20 protein-coding genes are annotated in these 21,271 nt (G+C 69.2%); 8 read left to right on the top strand and 12 right to left on the bottom strand.

What is annotated here, in order from left to right:
* Positions 1–136: 136 nt before the first annotated feature.
* Positions 137–1,330, bottom strand: a complete 1,194-nt coding sequence (locus tag ASF49_RS09570) for a patatin-like phospholipase family protein (RefSeq protein WP_056471330.1) — start codon at positions 1,328–1,330, stop codon at positions 137–139.
* Between the two features lie 416 nt (positions 1,331–1,746).
* Between ASF49_RS09570 and ASF49_RS24720 the strand changes: the two genes are divergently transcribed.
* Both ASF49_RS24720 and ASF49_RS09580 read left to right on the top strand, forming a co-directional pair.
* Positions 1,747–2,868, top strand: coding sequence for a histidine kinase dimerization/phosphoacceptor domain -containing protein (locus ASF49_RS24720; RefSeq protein WP_056471333.1), 1,122 nt, complete (start codon positions 1,747–1,749; stop codon positions 2,866–2,868).
* On the top strand, positions 2,865–3,305 hold the full coding sequence (locus ASF49_RS09580; protein WP_056471336.1) for a response regulator: 441 nt from the start codon (positions 2,865–2,867) through the stop codon (positions 3,303–3,305). The genes ASF49_RS24720 and ASF49_RS09580 overlap by 4 nt, the downstream gene beginning before the upstream one ends.
* A 6-nt stretch (positions 3,306–3,311) precedes the next feature.
* On the opposite strand, the gene ASF49_RS09585 is transcribed toward ASF49_RS09580, so the two are convergent.
* Positions 3,312–5,168 (bottom strand): ABC transporter ATP-binding protein, encoded by a 1,857-nt coding sequence (locus tag ASF49_RS09585; protein WP_056471340.1) that lies wholly within the window; start codon positions 5,166–5,168, stop codon positions 3,312–3,314.
* Positions 5,169–5,359: 191 nt separating this feature from the next.
* Here ASF49_RS09585 and ASF49_RS09590 point away from each other — a divergent pair, with 191 nt between their 5' ends.
* Both ASF49_RS09590 and ASF49_RS09595 read left to right on the top strand, forming a co-directional pair.
* Complete coding sequence (locus ASF49_RS09590; protein WP_056471343.1) at positions 5,360–5,983, top strand: helix-hairpin-helix domain-containing protein; 624 nt, start codon at positions 5,360–5,362, stop codon at positions 5,981–5,983.
* 89 nt (positions 5,984–6,072) lie between these two features.
* Positions 6,073–6,288: a hypothetical protein gene (locus tag ASF49_RS09595; protein WP_056471345.1), complete on the top strand. Its 216-nt coding sequence runs from the start codon at positions 6,073–6,075 to the stop codon at positions 6,286–6,288.
* Between the two features lie 47 nt (positions 6,289–6,335).
* On the opposite strand, the gene ASF49_RS09600 is transcribed toward ASF49_RS09595, so the two are convergent.
* The 3 genes from ASF49_RS09600 to ASF49_RS09610 form a co-directional block, all read right to left on the bottom strand.
* The gene (locus ASF49_RS09600; RefSeq protein ID WP_056471347.1) at positions 6,336–6,944 is read right to left on the bottom strand and encodes a GNAT family N-acetyltransferase; all 609 of its coding nucleotides are present in this window, start codon (positions 6,942–6,944) and stop codon (positions 6,336–6,338) included.
* Complete coding sequence (locus ASF49_RS09605) at positions 6,944–9,286, bottom strand: Orn/Lys/Arg decarboxylase N-terminal domain-containing protein (protein WP_056471351.1); 2,343 nt, start codon at positions 9,284–9,286, stop codon at positions 6,944–6,946. The genes ASF49_RS09600 and ASF49_RS09605 overlap by 1 nt, the downstream gene beginning before the upstream one ends.
* Positions 9,287–9,411: 125 nt before the next feature.
* On the bottom strand, positions 9,412–10,434 hold the full coding sequence (locus tag ASF49_RS09610) for a CorA family divalent cation transporter (RefSeq protein WP_056471354.1): 1,023 nt from the start codon (positions 10,432–10,434) through the stop codon (positions 9,412–9,414).
* 259 nt (positions 10,435–10,693) lie between these two features.
* Here ASF49_RS09610 and ASF49_RS09615 point away from each other — a divergent pair, with 259 nt between their 5' ends.
* Complete coding sequence (locus ASF49_RS09615; protein ID WP_056471357.1) at positions 10,694–11,944, top strand: NupC/NupG family nucleoside CNT transporter; 1,251 nt, start codon at positions 10,694–10,696, stop codon at positions 11,942–11,944.
* 33 nt (positions 11,945–11,977) lie between these two features.
* On the opposite strand, the gene minE is transcribed toward ASF49_RS09615, so the two are convergent.
* From minE to dctP, 6 genes are all read right to left on the bottom strand, one after another.
* Positions 11,978–12,277, bottom strand: coding sequence for a cell division topological specificity factor MinE (minE, locus tag ASF49_RS09620; protein WP_056471360.1), 300 nt, complete (start codon positions 12,275–12,277; stop codon positions 11,978–11,980).
* Positions 12,274–13,089 carry a septum site-determining protein MinD gene (gene minD / locus ASF49_RS09625; protein WP_056471364.1) on the bottom strand — a complete coding sequence of 272 codons (816 nt, stop codon included), beginning with the start codon at positions 13,087–13,089 and terminating at the stop codon, positions 12,274–12,276. Before minD ends, minE begins: the two co-directional genes overlap by 4 nt.
* A 13-nt stretch (positions 13,090–13,102) precedes the next feature.
* The gene (minC, locus tag ASF49_RS09630) at positions 13,103–13,816 is read right to left on the bottom strand and encodes a septum site-determining protein MinC (protein WP_056471367.1); all 714 of its coding nucleotides are present in this window, start codon (positions 13,814–13,816) and stop codon (positions 13,103–13,105) included.
* A 237-nt stretch (positions 13,817–14,053) separates the two neighbouring features.
* Complete coding sequence (locus ASF49_RS09635; protein WP_056471370.1) at positions 14,054–15,406, bottom strand: TRAP transporter large permease; 1,353 nt, start codon at positions 15,404–15,406, stop codon at positions 14,054–14,056.
* A complete protein-coding gene (locus ASF49_RS09640) occupies positions 15,403–16,119 on the bottom strand; it encodes a TRAP transporter small permease (RefSeq protein WP_056471372.1) in 717 nt (238 codons plus the stop codon). Before ASF49_RS09640 ends, ASF49_RS09635 begins: the two co-directional genes overlap by 4 nt.
* Positions 16,116–17,135: a TRAP transporter substrate-binding protein DctP gene (gene dctP / locus ASF49_RS09645; RefSeq protein ID WP_056471375.1), complete on the bottom strand. Its 1,020-nt coding sequence runs from the start codon at positions 17,133–17,135 to the stop codon at positions 16,116–16,118. The genes ASF49_RS09640 and dctP overlap by 4 nt, the downstream gene beginning before the upstream one ends.
* A gap of 180 nt (positions 17,136–17,315) precedes the next feature.
* Here dctP and ASF49_RS09650 point away from each other — a divergent pair, with 180 nt between their 5' ends.
* The 3 genes from ASF49_RS09650 (at position 17,316) to ASF49_RS09660 (ending at position 20,348) form a co-directional block, all read left to right on the top strand.
* Positions 17,316–17,972: a GntR family transcriptional regulator gene (locus ASF49_RS09650; protein WP_056471379.1), complete on the top strand. Its 657-nt coding sequence runs from the start codon at positions 17,316–17,318 to the stop codon at positions 17,970–17,972.
* Positions 17,973–18,109: 137 nt separating this feature from the next.
* Complete coding sequence (locus ASF49_RS09655) at positions 18,110–19,786, top strand: methyl-accepting chemotaxis protein (protein ID WP_056471382.1); 1,677 nt, start codon at positions 18,110–18,112, stop codon at positions 19,784–19,786.
* Between the two features lie 124 nt (positions 19,787–19,910).
* Positions 19,911–20,348, top strand: coding sequence for a YybH family protein (locus tag ASF49_RS09660; protein WP_056471389.1), 438 nt, complete (start codon positions 19,911–19,913; stop codon positions 20,346–20,348).
* Positions 20,349–20,451: 103 nt separating this feature from the next.
* Here the strand turns inward: ASF49_RS09660 and ASF49_RS09665 are convergent, their stop codons facing one another.
* Positions 20,452–21,150, bottom strand: coding sequence for a GntR family transcriptional regulator (locus ASF49_RS09665; RefSeq protein WP_056471392.1), 699 nt, complete (start codon positions 21,148–21,150; stop codon positions 20,452–20,454).
* Positions 21,151–21,271 lie beyond the last annotated feature (121 nt).

Genomic DNA, 21,271 nt, shown 5'->3' on the forward strand with positions numbered 1-21,271 from the left:
TCGGGGGTGCGGGCACCGGACGGACCCGGACGCGTCCCGGACCCTACCGCACCGCACCATCCGGCGCGAGGGGCGCCCGGTGCAACCGGCCCCCTCGCCCCACGCGCCCTCCCGGCCGCGCCAGCCGGAGGCGGCCCTACTGCGCGGCGACCACGGAGGCCTTCACCAGCGGCGCCACCGGCACGTTCCTGTGCCAGAAGCTGCCGGAGCGCCCGGTCTGGTAGCCGGTCTCGTACAGGCTGCGCATGTAGCCCGTGTCGAAGCCGCGGGCCGTGGAGGTGTTGGGCGCGGATTCGTCGATATAGGCGAGGTTGAAGCCGATGCCGTTGGAGCGCGTGAAGGCGTAGGTCGAGGCCAGGGTGGCGCGGCTGCGGGCGCGGCTGGCCGTCGTGAACGAGCGCTCGACGATCGAGAGCGTGTTGTTCTGGGCGAGGTCGAATTCCGGCTCCAGGCGCCCGTTGATGATGACGTAGATGTCCGACTTGGCGCCCGCCTTGAACCGGCCGTCGCGCAGCAGGAACGACTGCGGCAGGGTGAAGACCGGCGTCACCACCGAGCCGTCGACATGCATCTCCTGGAAGGTGCGCTGCGCCGCCTGGACGTCGATGAGCTGCGGCGGGAACACCGCCGGGATGCTGGCCGAGGCGGTGAGCACGTCGGTGAACAGGTCGAGCGCGGCCGGGCCGCCGCTGGTGGCGATGGCGCCCATGTTCCAGATCACGGCGCGCTGGGCGTCGAGGTTCGTCGTCACCACGAGGAGACGACGGCCCTTGGCGTGCTGGGCCGCGACCGCGGCCAGAAGGTCCGGCGTCACGTACCGGCGCACGAGATCGCGCAGGCGCCCGTCCCCGAACAGGCCCGAGCCGAACAGCACGTTGGCGAAGCTCGGCGACTGCACCAGCGTCGAGGCGACGCCGCTGGTGTAGATGTCCTTCAGGTAGGCGTCGTATTCCGGGCCCACGAAGGCGAAGGGGGCGATGAGGGCACCCGTGGAGACGCCGGAGACCAGGGAGAATTCCGGGCGCTTGCCCGATTCGGTCCAGCCGTTGAGGAGGCCGGCGCCATAGGCCCCGTCGCCGCCACCGCCCGACAGGGCAAGGTAGGCGAACGGCACCTTGCTGTTCTGAGGCCGCGCCGACATCTCGGTGAAGGTCTTCTCCGAGGCGTCCGCGTAGGCGCGGACATTCGGATCCAGCCCGGGCAGGACCGCGGCGGCGGCCTCGCTCGCCGTGTAGGGCGTGCGCGGGGTGGTGCCGCAGGCCGCGAGCTGGCCGAGGGCGACGAGGGCCAAGAGCCCCCGGCTCCATCGGAGACGACGCATGTTCGACATGTTCACTGCCAAGATTCCGGAGCCCGACCCCTACGCGACCCTAGCATGAAAAACGAGCTTGGCCGTTCCCGTGTTCCGGCTACGCTTCCCGACGTCGCACCGGTGTGTCATTCGCGCAGCAATCGGGCCGATCTCGCCCGGACTCGCGAAAGCGTGTAGGCATCCCGGCGCTGCGCGGTCGGCTGCGGCATCAAATGAACTTCCCGGGCACACGTCCGTTGGAGCACCATACGGTGACGGTTGACCGTCACGGTCACGGCCCGACATCCCACACACCTCACGACACCTGCTCCAGCCGACCGGTCGCGCCCGCGCAGGCCAGCCGCGCCGGCCGCACGTGCCGCCGATGGTCCTGACGATGTCGGCGTGGGCGGGGCGGCCCCGCAGGTCGGTGGCACGAGGAGGAGGCAGAGGCGATGGAACGAGACGACGCGTGGCACATGACGGACGACCTGATGGTCGAGGACGGCAAGGGCGACCCCTTCGCCGCCGCCATCCGGGCGACCCGCATGCCCATGATCGTCACGGATCCGCGCCGGGACGACAACCCGATCGTCTTCGTCAACGACGCCTTCCTGCGCCTCACCGGGTACGAGCGCGACGAGATCATGGGCCGCAACTGCCGCTTCCTGCAGGGCGCGGACACGGATCCGAATGCGATCCAGCAGCTCCGCGAGGCCGTAAATGCCCGGCGCGACATCGCCGTCGACATCCTGAACTACCGCAAGGATGGCAGCCCGTTCTGGAACGCCCTGTACATGAGCCCGGTCGTCACCAAGGGCGGTGACCTGCACTACTTCTTCGCCTCGCAGCTCGACGTCACCGACCGGGTCGACGCGCAGATGCGGACGCAGAACGAGAAGGAGCATTTCGAGCGCGAAGTCGCCAAGCGGACGCGCGAACTCTCCGATGCCCTGGCGGCCAAGACCATGCTCGTGCACGAGGTCGACCACCGGGTGAAGAACAACCTCCAGATGGTGGCCTCCCTCCTCACCATGCAGACCCGGAGCATCTCCGATCCCACGGCGCGGGACGCGATGAAGTCGATGCTGACCCGGGTCGAGGCGCTCGGGACGGTGCACAAGAGGCTCTACCAGTCCCACGACGTCGAGCGCTTCGACGTCGCCGAGTTCGCCCGCGAGCTCGCCACCGACCTCGTGCGCGGATCCGGCCGCTCGGAGATCAGCCTGCACCTCGACCTCGAACCCGTAGAGGTGCCGGTGGAGAAGGCGCCCCCGGTGGCGCTGATGATGAACGAACTCATCACCAACGCTCTCAAGCACGCCTTCCCCGACAACCGCCCCGGCCGCCTCTCGATCCGCGTCCAGCCCGACGGGCGCTACTTCGGCATCCGGATCATCGACGACGGCATCGGCATGCCCCAGGAGGTCGTGGGTACGCGGTCCTTCGGCAAGCGCCTGATCGAGAGCTTGGCCCGCCAGCTGAATGCCAGTATCGCTTGGCAACCGGGACATCCCGGGACCTCGATCGATATTCGCCTCCCGCGCGAATCGCCGGGCGCGAAGGACAGCACGTGAGCGAACCTCTCCGGGTCCTGATCGCGGAAGACGAAGCACTCATCCTCATGCAGCTGGAATTCCTCGTCGAGGATGCCGGCCACCTCGTCGTCGGCACCGCGGCGACCGCGGACGAGGCGATCGGGATCGCCCGTGACGTGCGCCCGGACCTCGTCTTCGTCGACCTTCAGCTGCGCGGCGGCTCGTCCGGCATCGACATCGTCCGGGCGCTGCGGGCCGATGCCGCCATGGTGCTGGTCTTCGTCACCGCCAACGCCCAGCATCTGCCGGAGGGGTTCGAAGGGGCCGCCGGCGTCATCGCCAAGCCCTTCACCGAGGCCGTCATCTTCGACACGATGGCGTTTTTCAGCGAGTGCGTGCGCGAGCCGCCGCCGCGCTCCGCCGTGCCCCTCGGCCTGCGCCTCGCGCCGGCCTATCGCGCCGCCCTCGGCGGGTAGGCGCGCTCAGCGGTAGCCGGCCGCCTGCAGCTCGAACAGTTCGGCGTAGCGCCCGCCCAGCGCCTGCAGCTCGGCATGGCTCCCCGACTCGATCACGCGTCCACCGGAGAGCACCAGGATGCGATCCGCCATGCGCACGGTGGAGAAGCGGTGCGAGATCAGCACCGCCGTGCGCCCGTGGCTCAGCTCGCGGAAGCGCTGGAACACCTCGAACTCGGCTCGGGCGTCGAGGGCGGCGGTGGGCTCGTCGAGGATCAGGATCTCGGCTTCCCGCATGTAGGCCCGGGCGATGGCGATCTTCTGCCACTCGCCCCCCGACAGATCCACGCCCTCGGCGAAGCGCTTGCCCAGGGGCTGGTCGTACCCGAGCGGCAGGCGCCCGATGACTCCGTCGGCGAGGCTGCGTCCGGCCGCCCGGGCGACCCGGCCGGCGTCGCCGCGCGCCTCGATCCGGCCCACGGCCACGTTCTCGCGGGCGGTGAAGCTGAAGCGCACGAAATCCTGGAAGGTCACGCCGATGCGGCCGCGAAGGTCGTCGAGGTCGTAGGCGGAGAGGGGCAGGCCATCGAGGAGCACGCAGCCCTCGGTCGGGTCGTAGAGCCGGGTGAGGAGCTTGACGATGGTCGTCTTGCCCGCCCCGTTCTCGCCCACCAGGGCCAGGACCTCGCCGGCCGCGAGGTGGAAGCTCAGGTGTCGCACCGCCCAGGATTCGGTGCCGGGATAGCGGAAGCCCACATCCTCGAACACGATCCCGCTCCGGATCGGGCGCGGCAGGGAAACGGGGTCGGTCGGCGAGCGGATCGCCGGCACCACGGCGAAGAACGAGAACAGGTCGTCGAGATACTGCGCCTGCGAGGCGATCTGCGAGAAGCCCAGCAGCAGCCCCTCGATCAGGCCGCGCAGGCGCTGGAAGGAGCCCGCCAGGAAGGCGAGGTCGCCGATGGAGAACTGGCCCGCGGCGGTGCGCCAGACGATGGTGGCGTAGGCGAGGTAGTAGGCCAGCGTGCCGAGCGCCGCGAAGGCCCCGCCCCAGCCGGCCCGGCGCAGGGCCAGGGCGCGGTTGTCGGCCACGAGCCGGGCCGCGAGCCCGCGATAGCGCTCGGCGATGTAGCCGTTCAGCCCGAACAGCTTCACTTCCTTGGCGGATTCGACGCTGGCTCCGAGGAAGCGCAGATAGTCGATCTCGCGCCGCTCCGGCGTCCGGGTCCAGGCGAGCCGGTAGCCCTCGCGGTTGAAGTGGGTCTCGTTGAGAAAGGCCGGCACCAGGGCCACCACGAGGAGCAGGATCAGCCAGGGCGCGAAGGCCACGAGGCCGAGGGCGAAAGCCACCAGGGTGATGAGGTCCTGCCCCTGACCGAAGAGCTGGAACAGGAGGTTGGAGCGGCCCGTGACCTGACGCCGTGCCCGCTCCAGGCGGTCCTGCTGCGCGCTGTCCTCGAACTGTTCGAGGTCGAGGTCGGCGGCGTGCCGCATCAGCTTCAGGGTGGCGGCGTTGCCGTAGAGGTCGGCCACGAGACCGTCGACCAAGGTGCTGGCGCGGCCGAGGAGGTCGGCCAGGATGGCGAGACCGAACTCCGCCGCCACCAGCAGGGCGAGGTGCCGCAGGGCGGGATCTGCGAGCCATGCCTCGAACCCGAGGCCGATCGGGTGCGGCCGGGCATGCTCGGCCACGATCGCGTCGAGGATGAGCTTGGCGAGGTAGAGCATCAGGACCGGCAGGCTCGCCCGCGCGAGGCGCAGGCCGAGGCTCGCCACCAGGAGGCGCGGACTGGCGGAATAGACGAGGCGGGCCAGGGCCGGCAGGTGACGCAGGGCGCCGAGGCGCGCGGATAGGGCCGTCAGGGGGGAGAGGTGGTCGGGCATCGGCCGGGACCATGACCGGGGCCGGCACCTCCGTCGATACCGCAGACGCCGCACCCGCGCGGTCGCGCAGATGTCAGTGGGTGACCGGCCGAAGTGTTCAAGCTCTTGAGGACAGCCGATTCGACGGCGAGACTTCACTTTATCGCCCATGTTAGGCGTTCGTCATGTCCACAGGCGCGAGGCCGCCCTCAATGCTCAGCGGTTCAGCGGTCCTGCGGGTCGGCGTTCTCATCGTGGTGGCGGCCATCCTCGCCGGAATCGTCCAGGTCCTGCGTCCGCACGACGGCGGACCGGCGGACGCCCCCACCGTCCGGACGACCCCCGAGACCGGAAAGGCCGGAACCCAGGCGGCGGTGCCGCCGGCCGTCACGCGTCCGGTCTCCCCGGTGGCCCCGGCGCCCGCGCCCCAGCCGAGCCCCGCCCCGGCGCCACAGGCCGCCATTCCCCCCGCCGCGTCTCCGCCGGCCGGGCCGGCGCCATCGCCGAACGTGCCCCTGCCGCCGAGCCTCCCGGGGCCGATCCAGGCGCCCTCGCCCCCCGACAGGAGCTTCGTCGATACGGCTCGCCCGGCGGCCCCATCGGCCGGCGAGCAGGAGATCGACAACGCCGCCGAGACGGCGGGGCCACGCGGGATTGCGATCGTCGACCTCAATACGGGGAGCGTCGCCGAGTTGAACGGCCTGCGGGGCGGCGGCATGATCGGGCGGGCCATCGTGCAGAAGCGTCCCTACGCTTCCGTCGGCGAGCTCCTGTCGAAGCGCGTCCTCAGCCGGGCGGTCTACGAGCGGATCAAGGATCAGGTCACGGTGCGCTGAAGCCCGTTTCGGGTAGCGCGGCGCGCGCCGCCTGCCTAAGATGCGGCTCCAGGAAGCCGGAAAGTCGCTTCGATCACCAGGGACGAGCCATGTTTGCGCAAGCCGGGGGCGTTACCTTTCGCGAGGATCTCGGCGTCGAGGAGACCACCGAGACCGACAACGTCGTCCGCTGGGACGGCGAGAAGCTCTACGTCGAACACGACATCTATCACAACGGCCAGCTGGTCCACCGCAAGTACCGCAAGAACGTCAGCGAGGCGGTGGCCCGGGCATTGCAGGCGCTGATCAACCGGTCGCAGCAATAGAGTCTGCGGTCCGGTGCCCTGTGAGGCTAAACCGATCCCGTCGATCCCTACTTCCCGATCCAGTCGTGCCCGGCCACCACCGCCTCGACCGGGCGCGTCCAGGTGCCGGGCTGGTCGGTGGCCCCGGTTCCGAGGGCGCACTGGACCATGACGCTGTCGCTCCAGCGCCCGTACTTGTAGCCCACCGCCGGCAGCAGCCCGACGCGAACGAAGCCGCAGGCCTCGTGGAGGCGTAACGACGCCTCGTTCTGCGCGTCGATGTAGCCGATCATCTGGCGGTAGCCCCCCGCCGCGCAGGCCTCGATCAGCGCTGGCAGCAGACGCCGGCCGATGCCGGCATGCAGGTGCTCGTGATGGACGTAGATCGAGTGCTTGAGGGTGTAGCGGTAGGCCGGGCGCTTGCGGAACGGCACCGCGTAGGCATAGCCCGCCACGATCCCGTCCCGGTCGGCCACGAGGTGCGGCAGGCGCTTCTTGCGCATGGCCTTGCGCCGCTTCTTCAGGTCGTCGGGATGGAGCGGGTCCGCCTCGAAATCCCCGACATCGCCGACGCCGCGCCGGATGTGATGGGCGTAGATGTCCACCATATCCGGCACGTCGGCATCCGACGAGGGCCGGATGACGAGGTCGGGGTCGCTCTCGGACGAGCCCGCCATCAGCGGCCCTCGCGCATGACGTAGGTGTAGAACCGGATGGTCCCATCCGGATCGACATCGCGAAACACGCCCTGGATCTCGGCCTCGAAGCCCGGGAACAGGTTCGCGGAGCGCTCGAACATCTTGAAGTAGTCCAGCATGGGTTTGGCCCGCTCGTCCAATCGCTCGCCCGGAAGCACCGTGCCGATGCCCGGCGGGTAGACCAGAAGCAAGGTCGTCGCCACGCGCCCCTCGGCCTCCGCGATCGGCACGTAATCGACGTTGTTGCGGGTGAGCTGCTGCACCGCCTCCTTGGGGGTCATCACCATTTCGGGCAGGTGCCCCGGCTCGAACTGCTTGCGCTGGAGCGTGCTGGTGCCGTGCTCGCGGTGGAAGGCATGGAAGTCGGCGCAGAGGTCGCGCAGGCGCACGCCCTTGTAGCGATTGGGCCGGCGCCGCACGAATTCCGGCATCGCCTCCTCGAGGGGCACGTTGTCGTCGTGCAGGCGCTTGAAGGCCACGAGCCCGGAGATCAGCGTGCCGGCCTTCGAAGATTCGACGCCCGGCGTCAGCAGGAAGAGGAGCGAATTGAGGTCGTTCTTCTCCGGCACGATGCGGTTCTCGCGCAGGTACTGCGCCACGATGGGCGCCGGCACGCCGTGCTCGGCATATTCGCCCGTGTGCCGGTTGAATCCGGGGGTGAGCACGGTGAGCTTGTTGGGGTCGGTCATGGCATAGTCGGGTGCCACGTGCGTGAAGCCGTGCCAGTCGGCCCCCGGCGTCAGCTCCCAGTACTTCGCGTTGCCGGCGAGCTCGTCGGTGGAGAGGCTCTCCCACGGCACCTTGCCGTCGGGTCCCTTGACCGTGTCCGGCACGAAGGGGTCGAAGAACCAGCGCCGCAGGGGATCGCCCTCCTTCTCCTCGAATTCGCGGCGGATGGCGCGGACCTTCTTGCGCCACTCGATGCCCAGGCGAATGGTGTCGTCCCACAGCACGACGCCGGAGCGGCCCTTCATCATCTGCGCGCCGACGTCGAGGGAGGCGAACAGGGGGTAGAACGGCGAGGTCGAGGCGTGGACCAGGAAGGTCTCGTTGAAGCGCCGGTGCTCGATGCGCCGGGTCTGGCCGCGGATATGGCTGTCCTTGGTATGGATCTGCGAGGCCTGGGAGAAGCTCGCCAGCTGCTTGTGGGTCGACTGGGTGGCGATGATGCCGGGCGAGGTCTCGTCGAGACCCTTGAGTCCCATGGCGAAGCGGCCGGCGAAGAGCGGGTGGAACTTCATGAAGCCGGCCCAGGCCTCGTCGAAGAGGATGTAGTCGCAGAGATGCCCGATCTTATCGAGGATCATCTGCGCGTTGTAGATCGTGCCGTCGTAGGTGCACTGCTCGATCACCGCGACGCGGAACGGGCGCTCGCGCCGCCAGGCCTCCTTGTCGGTGATCAGCGGGTTGTCGCGGATCTTCTGGCGGATGACGGTCTCGTCGAGGGCCTCGTGGTACATCGGGCCGATCAGGCCGTAGGCGTTGCGGTCGGTCTCCAGGAAGACGGGTATCGCGCCGCCGAGGAACAGCGCCCCGTGATGCGCGGCCTTGTGGTTGTTGCGGTCGAACAGCACGAGGTCGCCCTCGGCCACCAGGGCGGAGAGCACGATCTTGTTGGAGGCCGAGGTGCCGTTGAGGACGAAGTAGGTCTTCTCCGCCCCGAAGATGACGGCCGCCTCCTTCTGCGCCTTCAGGGCCGGGCCCTCGTGGACGAGGAGGTCGCCGAGATCGAGCACCGAGTTGTCGAGATCGTCGCGGAACACCGCCTCGCCGAGATGCTCGACGAAGATGCGCCCGATCGGTGAGCGGTTGTAGAAGATGCCGCCGTTGTGGCCCGGGCAGGTCCAGAGCTGGTTGCCCTGCTCGGCATAGTCGACCAGCGCGCCGAAGAACGGCGTCTTCAGGGTCTCGGCGTACTGCTTCACCCGGCTCACCAGGCCACGGGCGATGTAGTCCGGGGTCTCCTCGGCGAGGAAGATGTAGCCGTCGATGAAGTCCAGCACCTCGACGGGGATGTCCTCCAGGCGCTTGCGGCGGACCATGATGACGATGGGCATCTCCAGCCCGCGCTTCCTCATGAGGTTGATGAGGGCGGCCGCCTTGCCGTCGAGGCCGCGCTTGCCCCAATCCACCACCATGCAGCCGATGGCCGAATCGGTCTGGACCGCGATGGCCGCGTCCTCGACGCGCCGGGCCCGCACCACCTCGAAGCCGAGCTTCTCCACGGAGCCGATGATCTGCTGGACGCGCACGCCCTCGAGATCGTCCGGGTCGAAGTTCGGCGCGCACATCAGGACGGTGAAGCGGCGAAAGAAATCCATGCGGAAAAGGCTCCCAGGGGCGTTTGGCGCACCGTTCGCGACGGGACGTGACGCTTCGATGACGATCTTGCGGCGGCCGCGGTGTTTTCTGGCTCCGCGCGGCGCGACGGGGAGCCGGCTTACGATCAGCCGCGCCGTTTGACGAGCCCGAGGCGGCGGATCACGCCGTAGACCGCCAGGGCCGCCGCCGCACAGATGACGAGGGCGAGGAACGAGCCGTTCTCGAAATCGCCGAGGAACAACCCCTTGGTGTTCATGCCGAACACGCCGGTCACCAAGGTCGGCGGCAGGAACAGGGCCGTGAGGATCGAGAGGGTGAAGAGCTGGCGGTTGGTCTCGGCCGCCGTGCGCCCGGCGATCTCGTCCTGCAGCAGGCGGCTGCGCTCGGACAGGACCAGCATGTCGCGGTGAAGCGAATCGAGGCGCTGGACCACCCGGGCGGCCATGGTCACCACCGCCTCCGGCAGGGCGTCGTCCTCTTCCTCGGTCTCGGATTCGAGGCGGTGGAAGACCGCGCTGAGGCCGGCGAGCTGCCTATGCTGGCGCACGGCCTGCCGGCGGATCGGCGCCAGGGGCCGGGGATCGTCGGGCTGATCCTCGTCGAGCATCCGGTCCTCGATGGCGTCGAGGGCGTCGGAGAAGCGCCGGGCAGAGGCGTCGAGAGAGGCGGCGACGCCGGTGACGAACATCTCGAGAAGTCCCGCCGGACTGGAGACGCGCCGCCCGGCCAGCACCGCGTCGCGGGCGGCTTCCGCCGCGGCGGTGGCATGCCGTCGTCCGCTCACGAGAAGGCGCGCGCCCAGCACGCAGTGCAGGCGCCCGGCCGGTTCGTCCTCGATCCGGCCGCCGAATTCGCGCTCCCGATCGGCGATCACGAGGCCGAGATCGGCGCCCTCGATCACCACGCGCTGATGCCCGTCGCGGGCGAAGGTGGCGGCGGCGAGCGCGGGCGGGCCGAGGCGCCCGGCGGCGATCAGCCCGTCGAGGCGTGCATCGACCAGGTCGAGATGCAGCCAGAGAAATCCCTCGGCGACGGGCGCCGGCAGGCCGCCATCCGCCTCCAGCAGGCGCCCGCGCCCTTCCGCGTCGAACGCGATCGCGAAAAGCAGGCACGGGAGGGCGGTGGTATCGGTGAGAAGGCGCTGCATGCGGGCGGCCCTGTTGCCGGCAAACCGCCGACGGTCGCCGCGCTGGATCGCAAGTGCGGGCGACACTGTCATGACGGTGGCCGGCACGGGAGATGGGACGGCGACCGCCCGCCGTCTCGCCTCCCGACGAAGCGGCGAAGGGAGGCACGCCGCCATGGGCGAATCCTCCGGGGCGAGCAGCGGTGGATGCCGCCACTTCCCCCGCGACAAGCGGCCCGGCATCGGGCTTGCTCCGCTTGAGCCAGAACAGCGGGGCGGCATGGTCGAGAAACTTTTCCACGCAGGCGCGAGCCTGGCCCTGCTGCTGGCCGTCGCGGTGCTGTTCTCGACGAATCGGCGGGCGATCTCGCCGCGGGTGGTGCTCTCGGCCCTGGCGCTGCAGGTGGCGCTCGGCGCCCTGGTGCTGTTCGTCCCGGCGGGCCGCATGGGCCTCGCCGCGGCGGCTTCCTTCGTCCAGACCGTGCTGAATTACGGCGACCGGGGCACCGCGTTCCTGTTCGGCGGCCTCGTCGAGCCGCGCATGTTCGAATTGTTCGGCGGCAGCGGCTTCATCCTGGCCCTGCGCATCCTGCCGCAGATCCTCTACGTCTCGGCGCTGATCGCGGTGCTCTACCATTTCGGCGTGATGCAGGCGGCGGCGCGGGCCATCGGCACCGTCCTGCAGCGGGTGATCGGCACGTCGCGGATCGAGACCTTCTCGGCAGTGATCACCATCGCGATCGGCCAGAGCGAGATCGCCATCGCCCTGCGCCCGTTCCTGATGGCCCTGACCTCGGCCGAGCTGTTCGCCGTGATGTCGAGCGGGGCCGCGTCCACGGCGGGCACGATTCTCGCCGGCTACGCGGCCCTCGGCGTGCCGATGGAGTACCTGCTGGCGGCCAGCGCCATGGCGGTGCCGGGCGGACTCCTCTTCGCCAAGATCCTGGTGCCGACGACGGAGCCGAGCCGGGTCACCTCCACGCGGGTCACCTTCGCGGAGACGCGGGCGGTCAACGTCATCGAGGCGGCGGCCGACGGCACCCAGAAGGGGCTGGCCGTGGCGGTGTCGGTGGGGGCGATGCTGATCGCGTTCACGGGCCTGATCGCCCTGCTGAACGGGTTCATGGGCTGGGCCGGGGGTCTCGCCGGCTATCCCGCCCTGAGCCTGGAGGGCATCCTCGGCGCGGTGTTCGCGCCCCTGGCTTGGCTGATGGGCGTGCCCTGGGAGCAGGCCGGCCTCGTCGGCGGGGCGCTGGGCCAGAAGATCGCCTTCAACGAGTTCCTGGCCTACGCGCAACTCTCGCCGGTACTGAAGGGCGGCACCCTGGACCCGCGGACGGCCGCGATCCTGTGCTTCGCGCTCTGCGGCTTCGCCAACCTGACTTCGGTGGCCATCCAGCTCGCGAGCCTCGCCAGCCTCGCACCGGAGCGCAGGGCGGAGATCGCCCGGTTCGGCCTGCGCGCGATCCTGGCCGGCACCCTGTCCAACCTGACGAGCGCGACGCTCGCCGGGTTGTTCATCGGTGCCTGACGGCTGTGCCGGCCGGGACGGGCGTGGAGAGGCTCATGCGGCGGCGAGCTTCGCCGCCTTGACCTTCGCGGGACCAGCCTTGGTGATGGCCGTGAGCGGCAGCTCGATGTCGATGTCGAGCGTCGACATGTCCTGGCCGCGGTCGAGGCGGATCTGGACCTTGTCGCTGTTGACCTCGACGTGCTTGGCGATGACCGCGAGGATCTCCTCGCGCAGCACCATCACGAGATCGGAGCCGCCGACCCCCGCCCGTTCATGGGCGAGGATGAGCTGCAGGCGGTCGCGGGCGACCGGCGCCGAACCGCGCCGGTTGAACATGTTGAGGAGGCTCATGCTGCCCTCCGGGTGAAGAGTTTGTCGAGAAAGGACTTCTTGTCGGTGGGGACCGACATCGGGACCGCATCGCCGTTGAGGCGGCGCACGGCGTCGGTGTAGGCGCGGGCCGGGGCGCAGAGCGGGTTGTTCAGGGTCACCGGGCAGCCGACGTTGGAGGCGCGCAGGACCTCCATGCTCTCCGGGATGATGGCGAGCAGCGGGATCGAGAGGATCTCGAGCACGTCCTCGATCTTGAGCATGTCGCCGCGATCGGCCCGGGCAGGGTCGTAGCGGGTGAGGATCAGGTGCTTGTCCATCGTCTCGCCGCGCTCGGCCTTGAGCGTCTTGGAGTCGAGCAGGCCGATGATGCGATCGGAATCGCGCACCGAGGAGACCTCGGGGTTGGTCACCACCACGGCGACGTCGGCGTGGCGCATGGCCAGCGTGGCGCCGCGCTCGATCCCGGCCGGGGAGTCGCAGATCACCCAGTCGAACTTCTCGCGGAGCTCGTCCATGACGCGGGCGACGCCCTCGTCGGTGAGCGCATCCTTGTCGCGAGTCTGCGAGGCGGGCAGCAGGTGGAGCTTCTCCAGGCGCTTGTCGCGGATGAGGGCCTGGTTGAGCTTGGCGTCGCCGTTGACCACGTTGATGAGGTCGTAGACGACGCGCCGCTCGGCGCCCATCACGAGGTCGAGGTTGCGCAGGCCGACGTCGAAGTCGACCACCGCCACGCTCTTGCCGGCCTGCGCGAGCGCCGCGCCGAGGGCCGCGGTCGTCGTCGTCTTGCCGACGCCGCCCTTGCCAGATGTCACGACCAGAACTTTGGCCATATGAGCTGTCTCCTCAATCCAAGGATGCGAATTTGATGGCGCCGCCATCGAGCCAGATTTGCACGGCCTTGCCGCGCAGGTGGTTGCCCATCTCCTCGGCCGTGCGGACGAGGCGGTCGATGCCGAGAAGTTCGGGCTCGAACTTGCGGCAGCAGATGCGGGCGCGGGGGTTGCGGGCGGCGCCGGCGATGGCCCGGCCGCGCAGAGCGCCGTAGACGTGGATGGAGCCGCCGGCGAGGATCTCGGCGCCGGAGGAGACCGACCCCATGACGGTGACGTCGCCGGTGGGGTGGACGATGGATTGCCCGGACCGGACCGACCCCTCGATGGTGAGAGAGGTCGTCGCCGGCTCGGGCGGCGCCAGCGGCAGCTCGGGCTCCGGCTCCGGCTGGGCCGGGATCTCGATCGTGCTCGAGGGCCGTCCCTGGACGAGGAGCGGCGGGCGCCCGGGTCCGAGGAGCGACAGGTCCGTGCCCTCGATGCCGAGGATGCGGATCTGCCGGCTGCCGAGTTCGGCGAGCAGGCTGTCGAGGTCCGGCGCGGCGGGCGCCAGCCCCGCCACGTCGAGGATCAGGGCGCGCCCGTCGAACAGGGTCGGCGAGCGCTTGAGCGCTTCGTCCAGATCGGCGAACCAATCGGGAAGCGGAGTCTCCGGGGCCAGCACCAAGGACTTGAAGGCGCGGCCGCGAAGCTGAACGGGTCTGCGGGGAGGGCTTGTGTCAGTCACGGGCTCTCGCGATTCCTTACCAGACCATTGATGCCCGGTATGGTTACCGCTTCGTTAACAACCCGTGTTCAAAGGATTAAAGGCGCACATTTTCCTCTGATCCGGTGATCCAGGGATGCGGCGGGCACGCCAAACGCAGCGGCCCCGGACGGGACGCGCGACGGCCTCGGCCTGTCGCGCGCCCCGTCCGGGGCCGGTTCCGTCTCGGAGGGTCGTCGCTCGAGCGACGCCCGCAATTCACCGCGTGGTGGGCAGGAGCCAGTTCGGCAGCCACATGGCGATGCCGGGCACGAAGCAGAGGATCAGGATCGCCACCGCCATCAGGATCACGAAGGGCAGCGTGCCCCAGATGATGTCCTTCAGCGGAATGTCGGGGGCGATGTTCTTGATGACGAAGATGTTGAGCCCCACCGGTGGGTGGATCAGGCCCATCTCCATGGTGATGGTCATCACGACGCCGAACCAGACGAGGTCGAACCCGGCGGCCTTCAGCGGCGGCAGGATGATCGGCGCCGTCATCAGGATGATCGAGACCGGCGGTAGGAAGAAGCCCAGCAGGATCACGAGGCCGAGGATCGTCACCAGCAGCACCCACTTCGACAGCTGCATCGCCACGATCGCGGCCGCCGCCGATTGCGAGATGTGCAGGTAGCTCATCACGTAGGCGTAGAGGAGCGACATGCCGATGATGAGCATCAGCATGGTCGATTCCCGCAGGGTCGCGGTCAGGATCGGGCTGACATCGCGCGGACGCCAGACACCGTAGATGACCGCGATCAGGCCCAGCGCCAGGAGGCCGCCGAGGCCCGCCGTCTCCGACGGGGTGGCGTAGCCGCCGTAGAGCGCCACCATCACGCCGGTGAGCAGGATCACGAAGGGCAGCACCCGCGGCAGCGTCGAGAAGCGCTGGCGCATGCTGTAGGTGTCCTCCGCGAGGATCGCCGAAGCGGTGCCGTTCCGCTCGTAGGCGATCTTGGCGGCCGCGTATTCCGAGCGGAAGCGGTAGACCGACCAGGTCGCGAACAGCCCGACGAGGAGGAGGCCCGGCCCGATGCCGGCGAGGAACAGGCGTCCCAGCGACTGCTCGGCCGCCACCGCGTAGAGGATCATGGTGATCGAGGGCGGCAGCAGGATGCCGAGGGTGCCGCCCGCCGCGATGATGCCGGCGGCGAAGCCCGGCGAGTAGCCGCGCTTGCGCATCTCCGGGATGCCGGCCGAACCGATGGCCGAGCAGGTCGCAGGGCTTGAGCCCGCCATGGCGGCGAAGAGCGCGCAGGCGAAGACGTTGGCGATGCCGAGGCCGCCGGGGATGCGGTGCATCCAGGCATGCATGGCCGAGTAGAGATCCTGGCCGGCCTTGGACCGCCCGATCGCCGCGCCCTTCAGGATGAAGAGCGGGATCGACAGCAGGGTGATCGAGGCCATCTCCTCGTAGACGTTCTGCGCCACCGTATCGAGCGAGGCGCCCGGCATGAAGACGTACATGAAGGCGAGCGCCACGAAGCCCAGCGCGAAGGCGATGGGGATGCCGGCGAGCATCGCGCTCAGGGTGGCGCCCGCGTAGAGGAAGCCGATGGCCGCGACGCTCATGGATGCCTCCCGGTGACCTTCGTGTCCTGCACGGTGTTGGCGAGGGGATCGCCCAGGGGCCGGGTGCCCTCCGGCGCGAGGCCGGCGCGCGCCTGCGTGTCGCGGTTCAGATCGGCACCGAGGCCGATCTTCGGGTTCGCCCAGCCGGCCTTCTCGGCGCCGTAGAGGATCTCCTCGGCGATCTGCAGGGCGAACTGGATGCCGAGCAGGGTCATGCCGATCGCCATCAGGACGTAGGGGATCCAGAGCGGCGGCCCCCAGCTCGACTGCGAGACCTGGCCGTCGACCCAGGCCTCGTGGAGCAGCGTCCAGCTCTTCCAGGCGAAGAACGCCACGAAGACGAAGCTGATGACGTCCGCCATCAGCAGGCGGGCGCGGTTGACCCGCGGCGAGAGCAGGCCGGTGAGGGCCTCGATCGCCACGTGGCCGCGCTTGGCCTGCACGGCGGCGGCCGAGAAGAAGGTGGCGCCGACGATGAGGAACACCGCCATCTCGTCCTGCCAGTCGGTGGGCTCGTGCAGGACGTAGCGGATCACCACGCTGTAGCTGAGCACCAGGCAGGCGCAGACGAGAGCGATGCCACCCAGGAGCATGATGACGTGGTTGACCCCCTTCAGGGCCCGGTCGATGGTGCCGAGGAGCCCCGGAACCCGGGGCTCGGATACGGTGTGCGTCTCGGCGGCGGCCGAGGCCGCGTCGAAGGCGTGGCTCACGACACCTGCTCCGCCAGCTTGAGGAGCTCGGCGCAGCCGGCGGACTTGCCCGCGAAGTCCTTCCAGGCCGTGTCCCGGGCGATGTCGCGCCACTGGCCCAGGGTCTTCTCGTCGAGGTTCTGGACCTTGGCGCCGGCCTTGGCGAAGATCTCCTCGACCTTGGTGTCGTCCGCCTTGGCGCCGGCCTGCCCGAACGGCTCGAGCTCGGCACCGATGGCCATGATGAGGTCCTGCTGGTCCTTAGGCAGGCGCTCGAAGGCGAGCTTCGACATCATCAGCGGCTCGAGCATGAACCAGTAGGAGCGCTCGCGCCCCGAGGTCAGCGCCTTGCCGAGTTCCTCCAGGCGGAACGAGATCAGGCTGGTGGACGAGGTGATGACCGCGTCGCAGGCGCCCGTCTGCATAGCGGCATAGGATTCGCTGGAGGGGATCGACAGGGTCGCCGCGCCGGCCTGCTTCATCATCAGGTCCATCTCGCGCGACCCGCCCCGGACCTTGAGGCCCTTGGCATCGGCCGGCGCGTAGAGGGGGCGCTCGCGGCTGGCGACGCCGCCGGCCTGCCAGACCCAGGAGACGAGGATGATACCCTTGGAATCCAGGATCTCGGTGAGCTTTCGGCCCACCGGCGCCTTCTTCCAGGCGATGGCCTGCTCGTAGGAGCTCACCAGCGCCGGCATCAGGCCGATGTTCAGCTCCGGCACCTCGCCGCCGGCGTAGGGCGAGGGGTACAGCGACAGGTCGAGGGCACCCTTGCGCATGGCCGCGAACTGGGCGTTCGTCTTCATCAGCGACGAGCCGGGATAGACCTGCACTTCCAGGGCGCCCTTCGAACGCTCGGCCAGCGCCATCGCGAACTTGCGGCACATGCGGTCCCGGAAATCACCCTCGTCGATGGTGCCGCCGGGAAACTGGTGCGAGAGCTTGAGGGTGGTGGCGGCCCGGGCGCGCGAGCCCAGGGACAGGATGGCGGGGGCGGCGAGGCCGCCGGCCACGAGGGCACGGCGTGTCAGCATCATGGCGTGTCTCTCCCTGGGCCGGTGCGCGGCCGCGTCGTTTTGCGGCGCAGCATTTATACTGCGCCGCGTCTTCGTTATACATGAAACGATGTCTTGTATATTTTGTCAATGCGATTGAATAATAGTGGACGCCTGATTTTTGCGAGTCGGCGGGATTAAAACGGGCCGGGACCTCAGCGCATGAACCAGTCGCGCCGCCTCAGGCAGACCATCGAGACCGAGATCGTGGATGGACGCCTCTCCATCGGCGCGCGCCTCGACGAGACGGAGCTCGCCGAGCGCTTCGGGGTCTCGCGCACGCCGATCCGCGAGGCGCTCCTGCAGCTGGCGATGACCGGACTCGTGGAGATCAAGCCCCGCCGGGGGGCGATCGTCAGCGCCCCCGATCCGCAGCTCCTGATCGCGATGTTCGAGACGATGGCGGAGATCGAGGCCTCGTGCGGGCGGCTGGCGGCGCGCCGGCTCGTCCCCGACGACGAGGCCGCTCTCAAGGCGGCCCTGGCCGCCTGCGCCGCCTCGGCCGCCGCCGGCGATCCCGAGACCTATTACGCGGAGAACTACATCTTCCACACGGTGGTCTACCGGGCCTGCCGGAACGGCTTCCTGGAGGAGCAGGCGCGCCAGTTGCATCGCCGGCTCGCTCCCTTCCGCCGCCTCCAGCTGCGGGCCCGCAACCGTCTCGGCCAGTCCCTGGCCGAACACGAGGCCATCGTCGCCGCCATCGTGTCGGGCGACGAGGCGGGCGCCTCCGACCGGTTGCGGGCGCACGTCATCGTCCAGGGCGACCGCTTCTCGGATCTCGTGGCCGGCCTGCGCTCGATCAATGCCGCGGCCTAACGGCCGAGCAGGCATGCCATCAAAGTCATTACGAGAAATGGAATAACAATTATTGGTTGTATCGATGGGAAGCGCAAGTCAATCTTAAGGCGGATCGATTATTCGAGGACGCATCTCTTCGCCACGCGGTGCTTCCCATGCGCTTCTCGCTCAAATCGACACTGATCGGCCTCTTCGGCCTGCTGGCCATCATCACCGCGGGACAGGGTCTGCTGTCCCTGTCGAAGATGGATGCCATCGGCGACCGCATGGCAGTGCTGTCCGACAACGCCCTTCCCTCGGTCGATGCCGCACACGCGATGAACGCCCTGGTGATGCGGATCCGTCTCTGGCAGTTCCGCTACATCGTCGCCGACACCGCCGAGGAGCGCGCCAACAGCGTCGGCCAGGCCGCGACCCTGGCCAAGGAGCTCGAGACCCGGCGCGTGGCCTACAAGGCCCTGGTGAACTCCCGTGAGGAGAACGCCCTCTACGACGAGGTCTCGGCCAAGATCGCCCAGATGGGCCAGGACTGGACCCAGCTCCAGGCCATCGACCCGGCCCGGCGCGACGAGGTCCTGACCCTGTTCCGGGGCCCGATGAATGCCAACTACCTCGCCACCAGCGCCAGCATGCGGAAGCTCGTGACCTTCAACGGCGAGGCCGGCGAGGCCGCCAAGACGGCGGCGCGCGACGAGCAGGCGAGCGCCGTGCGGACCACCCAGGTCATGCTTGGGCTCTCCGTCCTGATGGCCCTCGCCGCCATGGCCTACACGATCCGCGGCATCACCCGGCCGCTGGGCGCGATGACGGCGGCCATGCGGCGCGTGGCCGACGGCGATGCGCAGACCGAGATCCCCAGCGTCGGCCGTCAGGACGAGATCGGCGCCATGGCCGACACCCTGGAGACCTTCCGGGCCAATCTCCTGCGCAGCCGCGCCCTGGAGGAGGAGACCCACCTCGCCCGCGCCAGCGCCGAGGCGCAGCGCAAGGCCGCGATGCGCGAGATGGCGGATGGTTTCGAGGGCGCCGTCGGCGGCATCCTCGGCCGGGTGACCACGGCGGCGGGCCAGCTGCGCGGCACGGCTCAGAGCATGGCGAGCACGGCCTCCGAGACGGCCCACCAATCGAGCACGGTCGCGGCCGCGGCGGACCAGGCGGCTTCCAACGTGGGCATGGTGGCGGCGGCCGCCGAGGAGCTCGGCGCCTCCGTGCAGGAGATCGGCCGCCAGGTCGACGGCTCGACCCAGCTCGCCCAGCGGGCGGTGGACGAAGCCGCCCGGACCGCCGCGCAGGTTCAGGAACTGAGCGCGGCCGCCGCGCGGATCGGCGACGTCGTCGCCATGATCGCGAGCATCGCCGGCCAGACCAACCTGCTCGCCCTCAACGCGACCATTGAGGCCGCGCGCGCCGGCGAGGCGGGCCGCGGCTTCGCCGTGGTCGCCGCCGAGGTCAAGGAACTCGCCAACCAGACGGCGCGGGCCACCGAGGAGATCAGCGGCCAGATCGGCCGCATCCAGGGCTCCACCGGCCAAGCCGTCACCGCGATCGAGAGCATCAGCGGGCGCATCCGCGAGATCAGCGACGTGGCGACCTCGATCGCGGCGGCGGTGGAGGAGCAGGGCGCGGCGACCCAGGAGATCGTCCGCAACGTGAGCGAGGCGGCCACCGGGACCGGGGAGGTCACGGCCAACATCTCAGGAGTCGCCGGAGCGGCCGAAGAGACCGGCGCGGCCGCGTCCCAGGTCCTGGCCTCGGCCTCGGAGCTCTCGCGCGAAGCCGAGCATCTGACGCAGGAACTGGCGCGGTTCCTCGGCACGGTCCGGGCCGCCTGAACCGTCTACCCGGGCGACCCGCCAAAACACGGAAGTCTTCGCAAAATTGCTTTACTTGCGACGACTTGCGTTGCCAAATCTCTCGCGCGAGGTATGTCGACCTGACCTCGCTTGGGAGGTATCTATGCTGACAACCGGACAACTTCTCGGTGCGGCTCTGACTGCGTGTCTCGTCCTGCCCGTATCGGCCCGCGCCGAGACCCCCGCCTCGGCAGGACGCAGCGCCGCCGAAACCTGGGACAGGAGCTACAACGGCGGCGACATCGAGACCCTGGGCACGCTCTATGCCCCGGACGCGCAGGTGATCCCGAAGGGCGCGGCGGTTTCGGGACCGGCCGACATCAGGAAATTCTTCTCGGGCGTGAAGGCCAAGGGCTTCGACGATCACAAGATTACCGTCCAGTCCGCGCGGGAGAAGGGCGACGTCCTCGTGCTGTCCGGGCGCTGGGAGATGAACGGTCCCGGCGAAGGCGGGGCCAGGAAGAAGTTCGAGGGTAACTGGGTCAACGTGATGGAGCGCGGTCCCGAGGGCTGGCGCACCGTGCTGCACACCTGGAATTAGGGGTTCGTCTCGGGACGGAGGGCCGGGCCGGCACTTGGCGCCGTCCCGGCTCCCCTCCTCGGTCCAGGCCGGTCGGCCCGCGAGCGGCCCAGGATGAACGGTCTCAGGCCGCCGAGCCGGAGGCTTCGCGGCTGGAGGCACCGAAGTTCTCGGCGATCACCGGGGTCCGGGCACGGATGTGGGCGCGCATGAGCGGAGCCAGCGCCTCACCGTCGCGGGCGCGCAGCAGGGTGATCATCCGCTCGTGCTCGGCCACCGATTGCTCCCATTGCTCCGGCGTCTGGTGCACGGCGTAGCGCGAGCGCTGGATGCGGCCCGAGAGGCTGTCGTAGATGCTTCCGAGCGTGGCGTTGCGGCTGGCCCGCATGATGGCCTCGTGGATTTCCCGGTTGAGGGCGAAATAGACCCCCTCCTCGCCGGCCCGCCAGGCCGCGACCATCGCCTCGTGGTCGCGCGAGATCCCGTCGATCTCCGCATCGGTGATGATGCGGCAGGCGAGGTCGGCCGCCGTCGCCTCCAGGCCGGCGATGACCTCGATCATCTCCTCGATCTCGGATTGCGACAGGCTCGCGACCCGCGCGCCACGGTTGGGCAGCAGTTCCAACAGGCCCTCGGTGGCGAGGATCTTGATCGCCTCGCGCAGGGGCGTGCGGGAGATGCCGAAGCGCTCGGTCAGCTCGCTCTCGTTGATCCGCGCGCGTGGTTCCAGCTCACCCGAGCGGATGAGGTCGCGCATTCGATCGACGACTTCATCGTGGAGATAGCGCCGGTTGATGCCGAGGCCCGTCTCGATCTTGTTCATGGGTCCGCGACGTCTGCAGCAGGAATGAAAAATACTCCCCTTTGGTAATCCCTCGACTGGAACCTGTCGAGGGAGTTCGGAACTATACCCCTGTTCTGCGCACAGGCCTCCGGCAGATCCG

It is taken from the genome of Methylobacterium sp. Leaf104, from assembly GCF_001422885.1.
Lineage (GTDB): Bacteria > Pseudomonadota > Alphaproteobacteria > Rhizobiales > Beijerinckiaceae > Methylobacterium.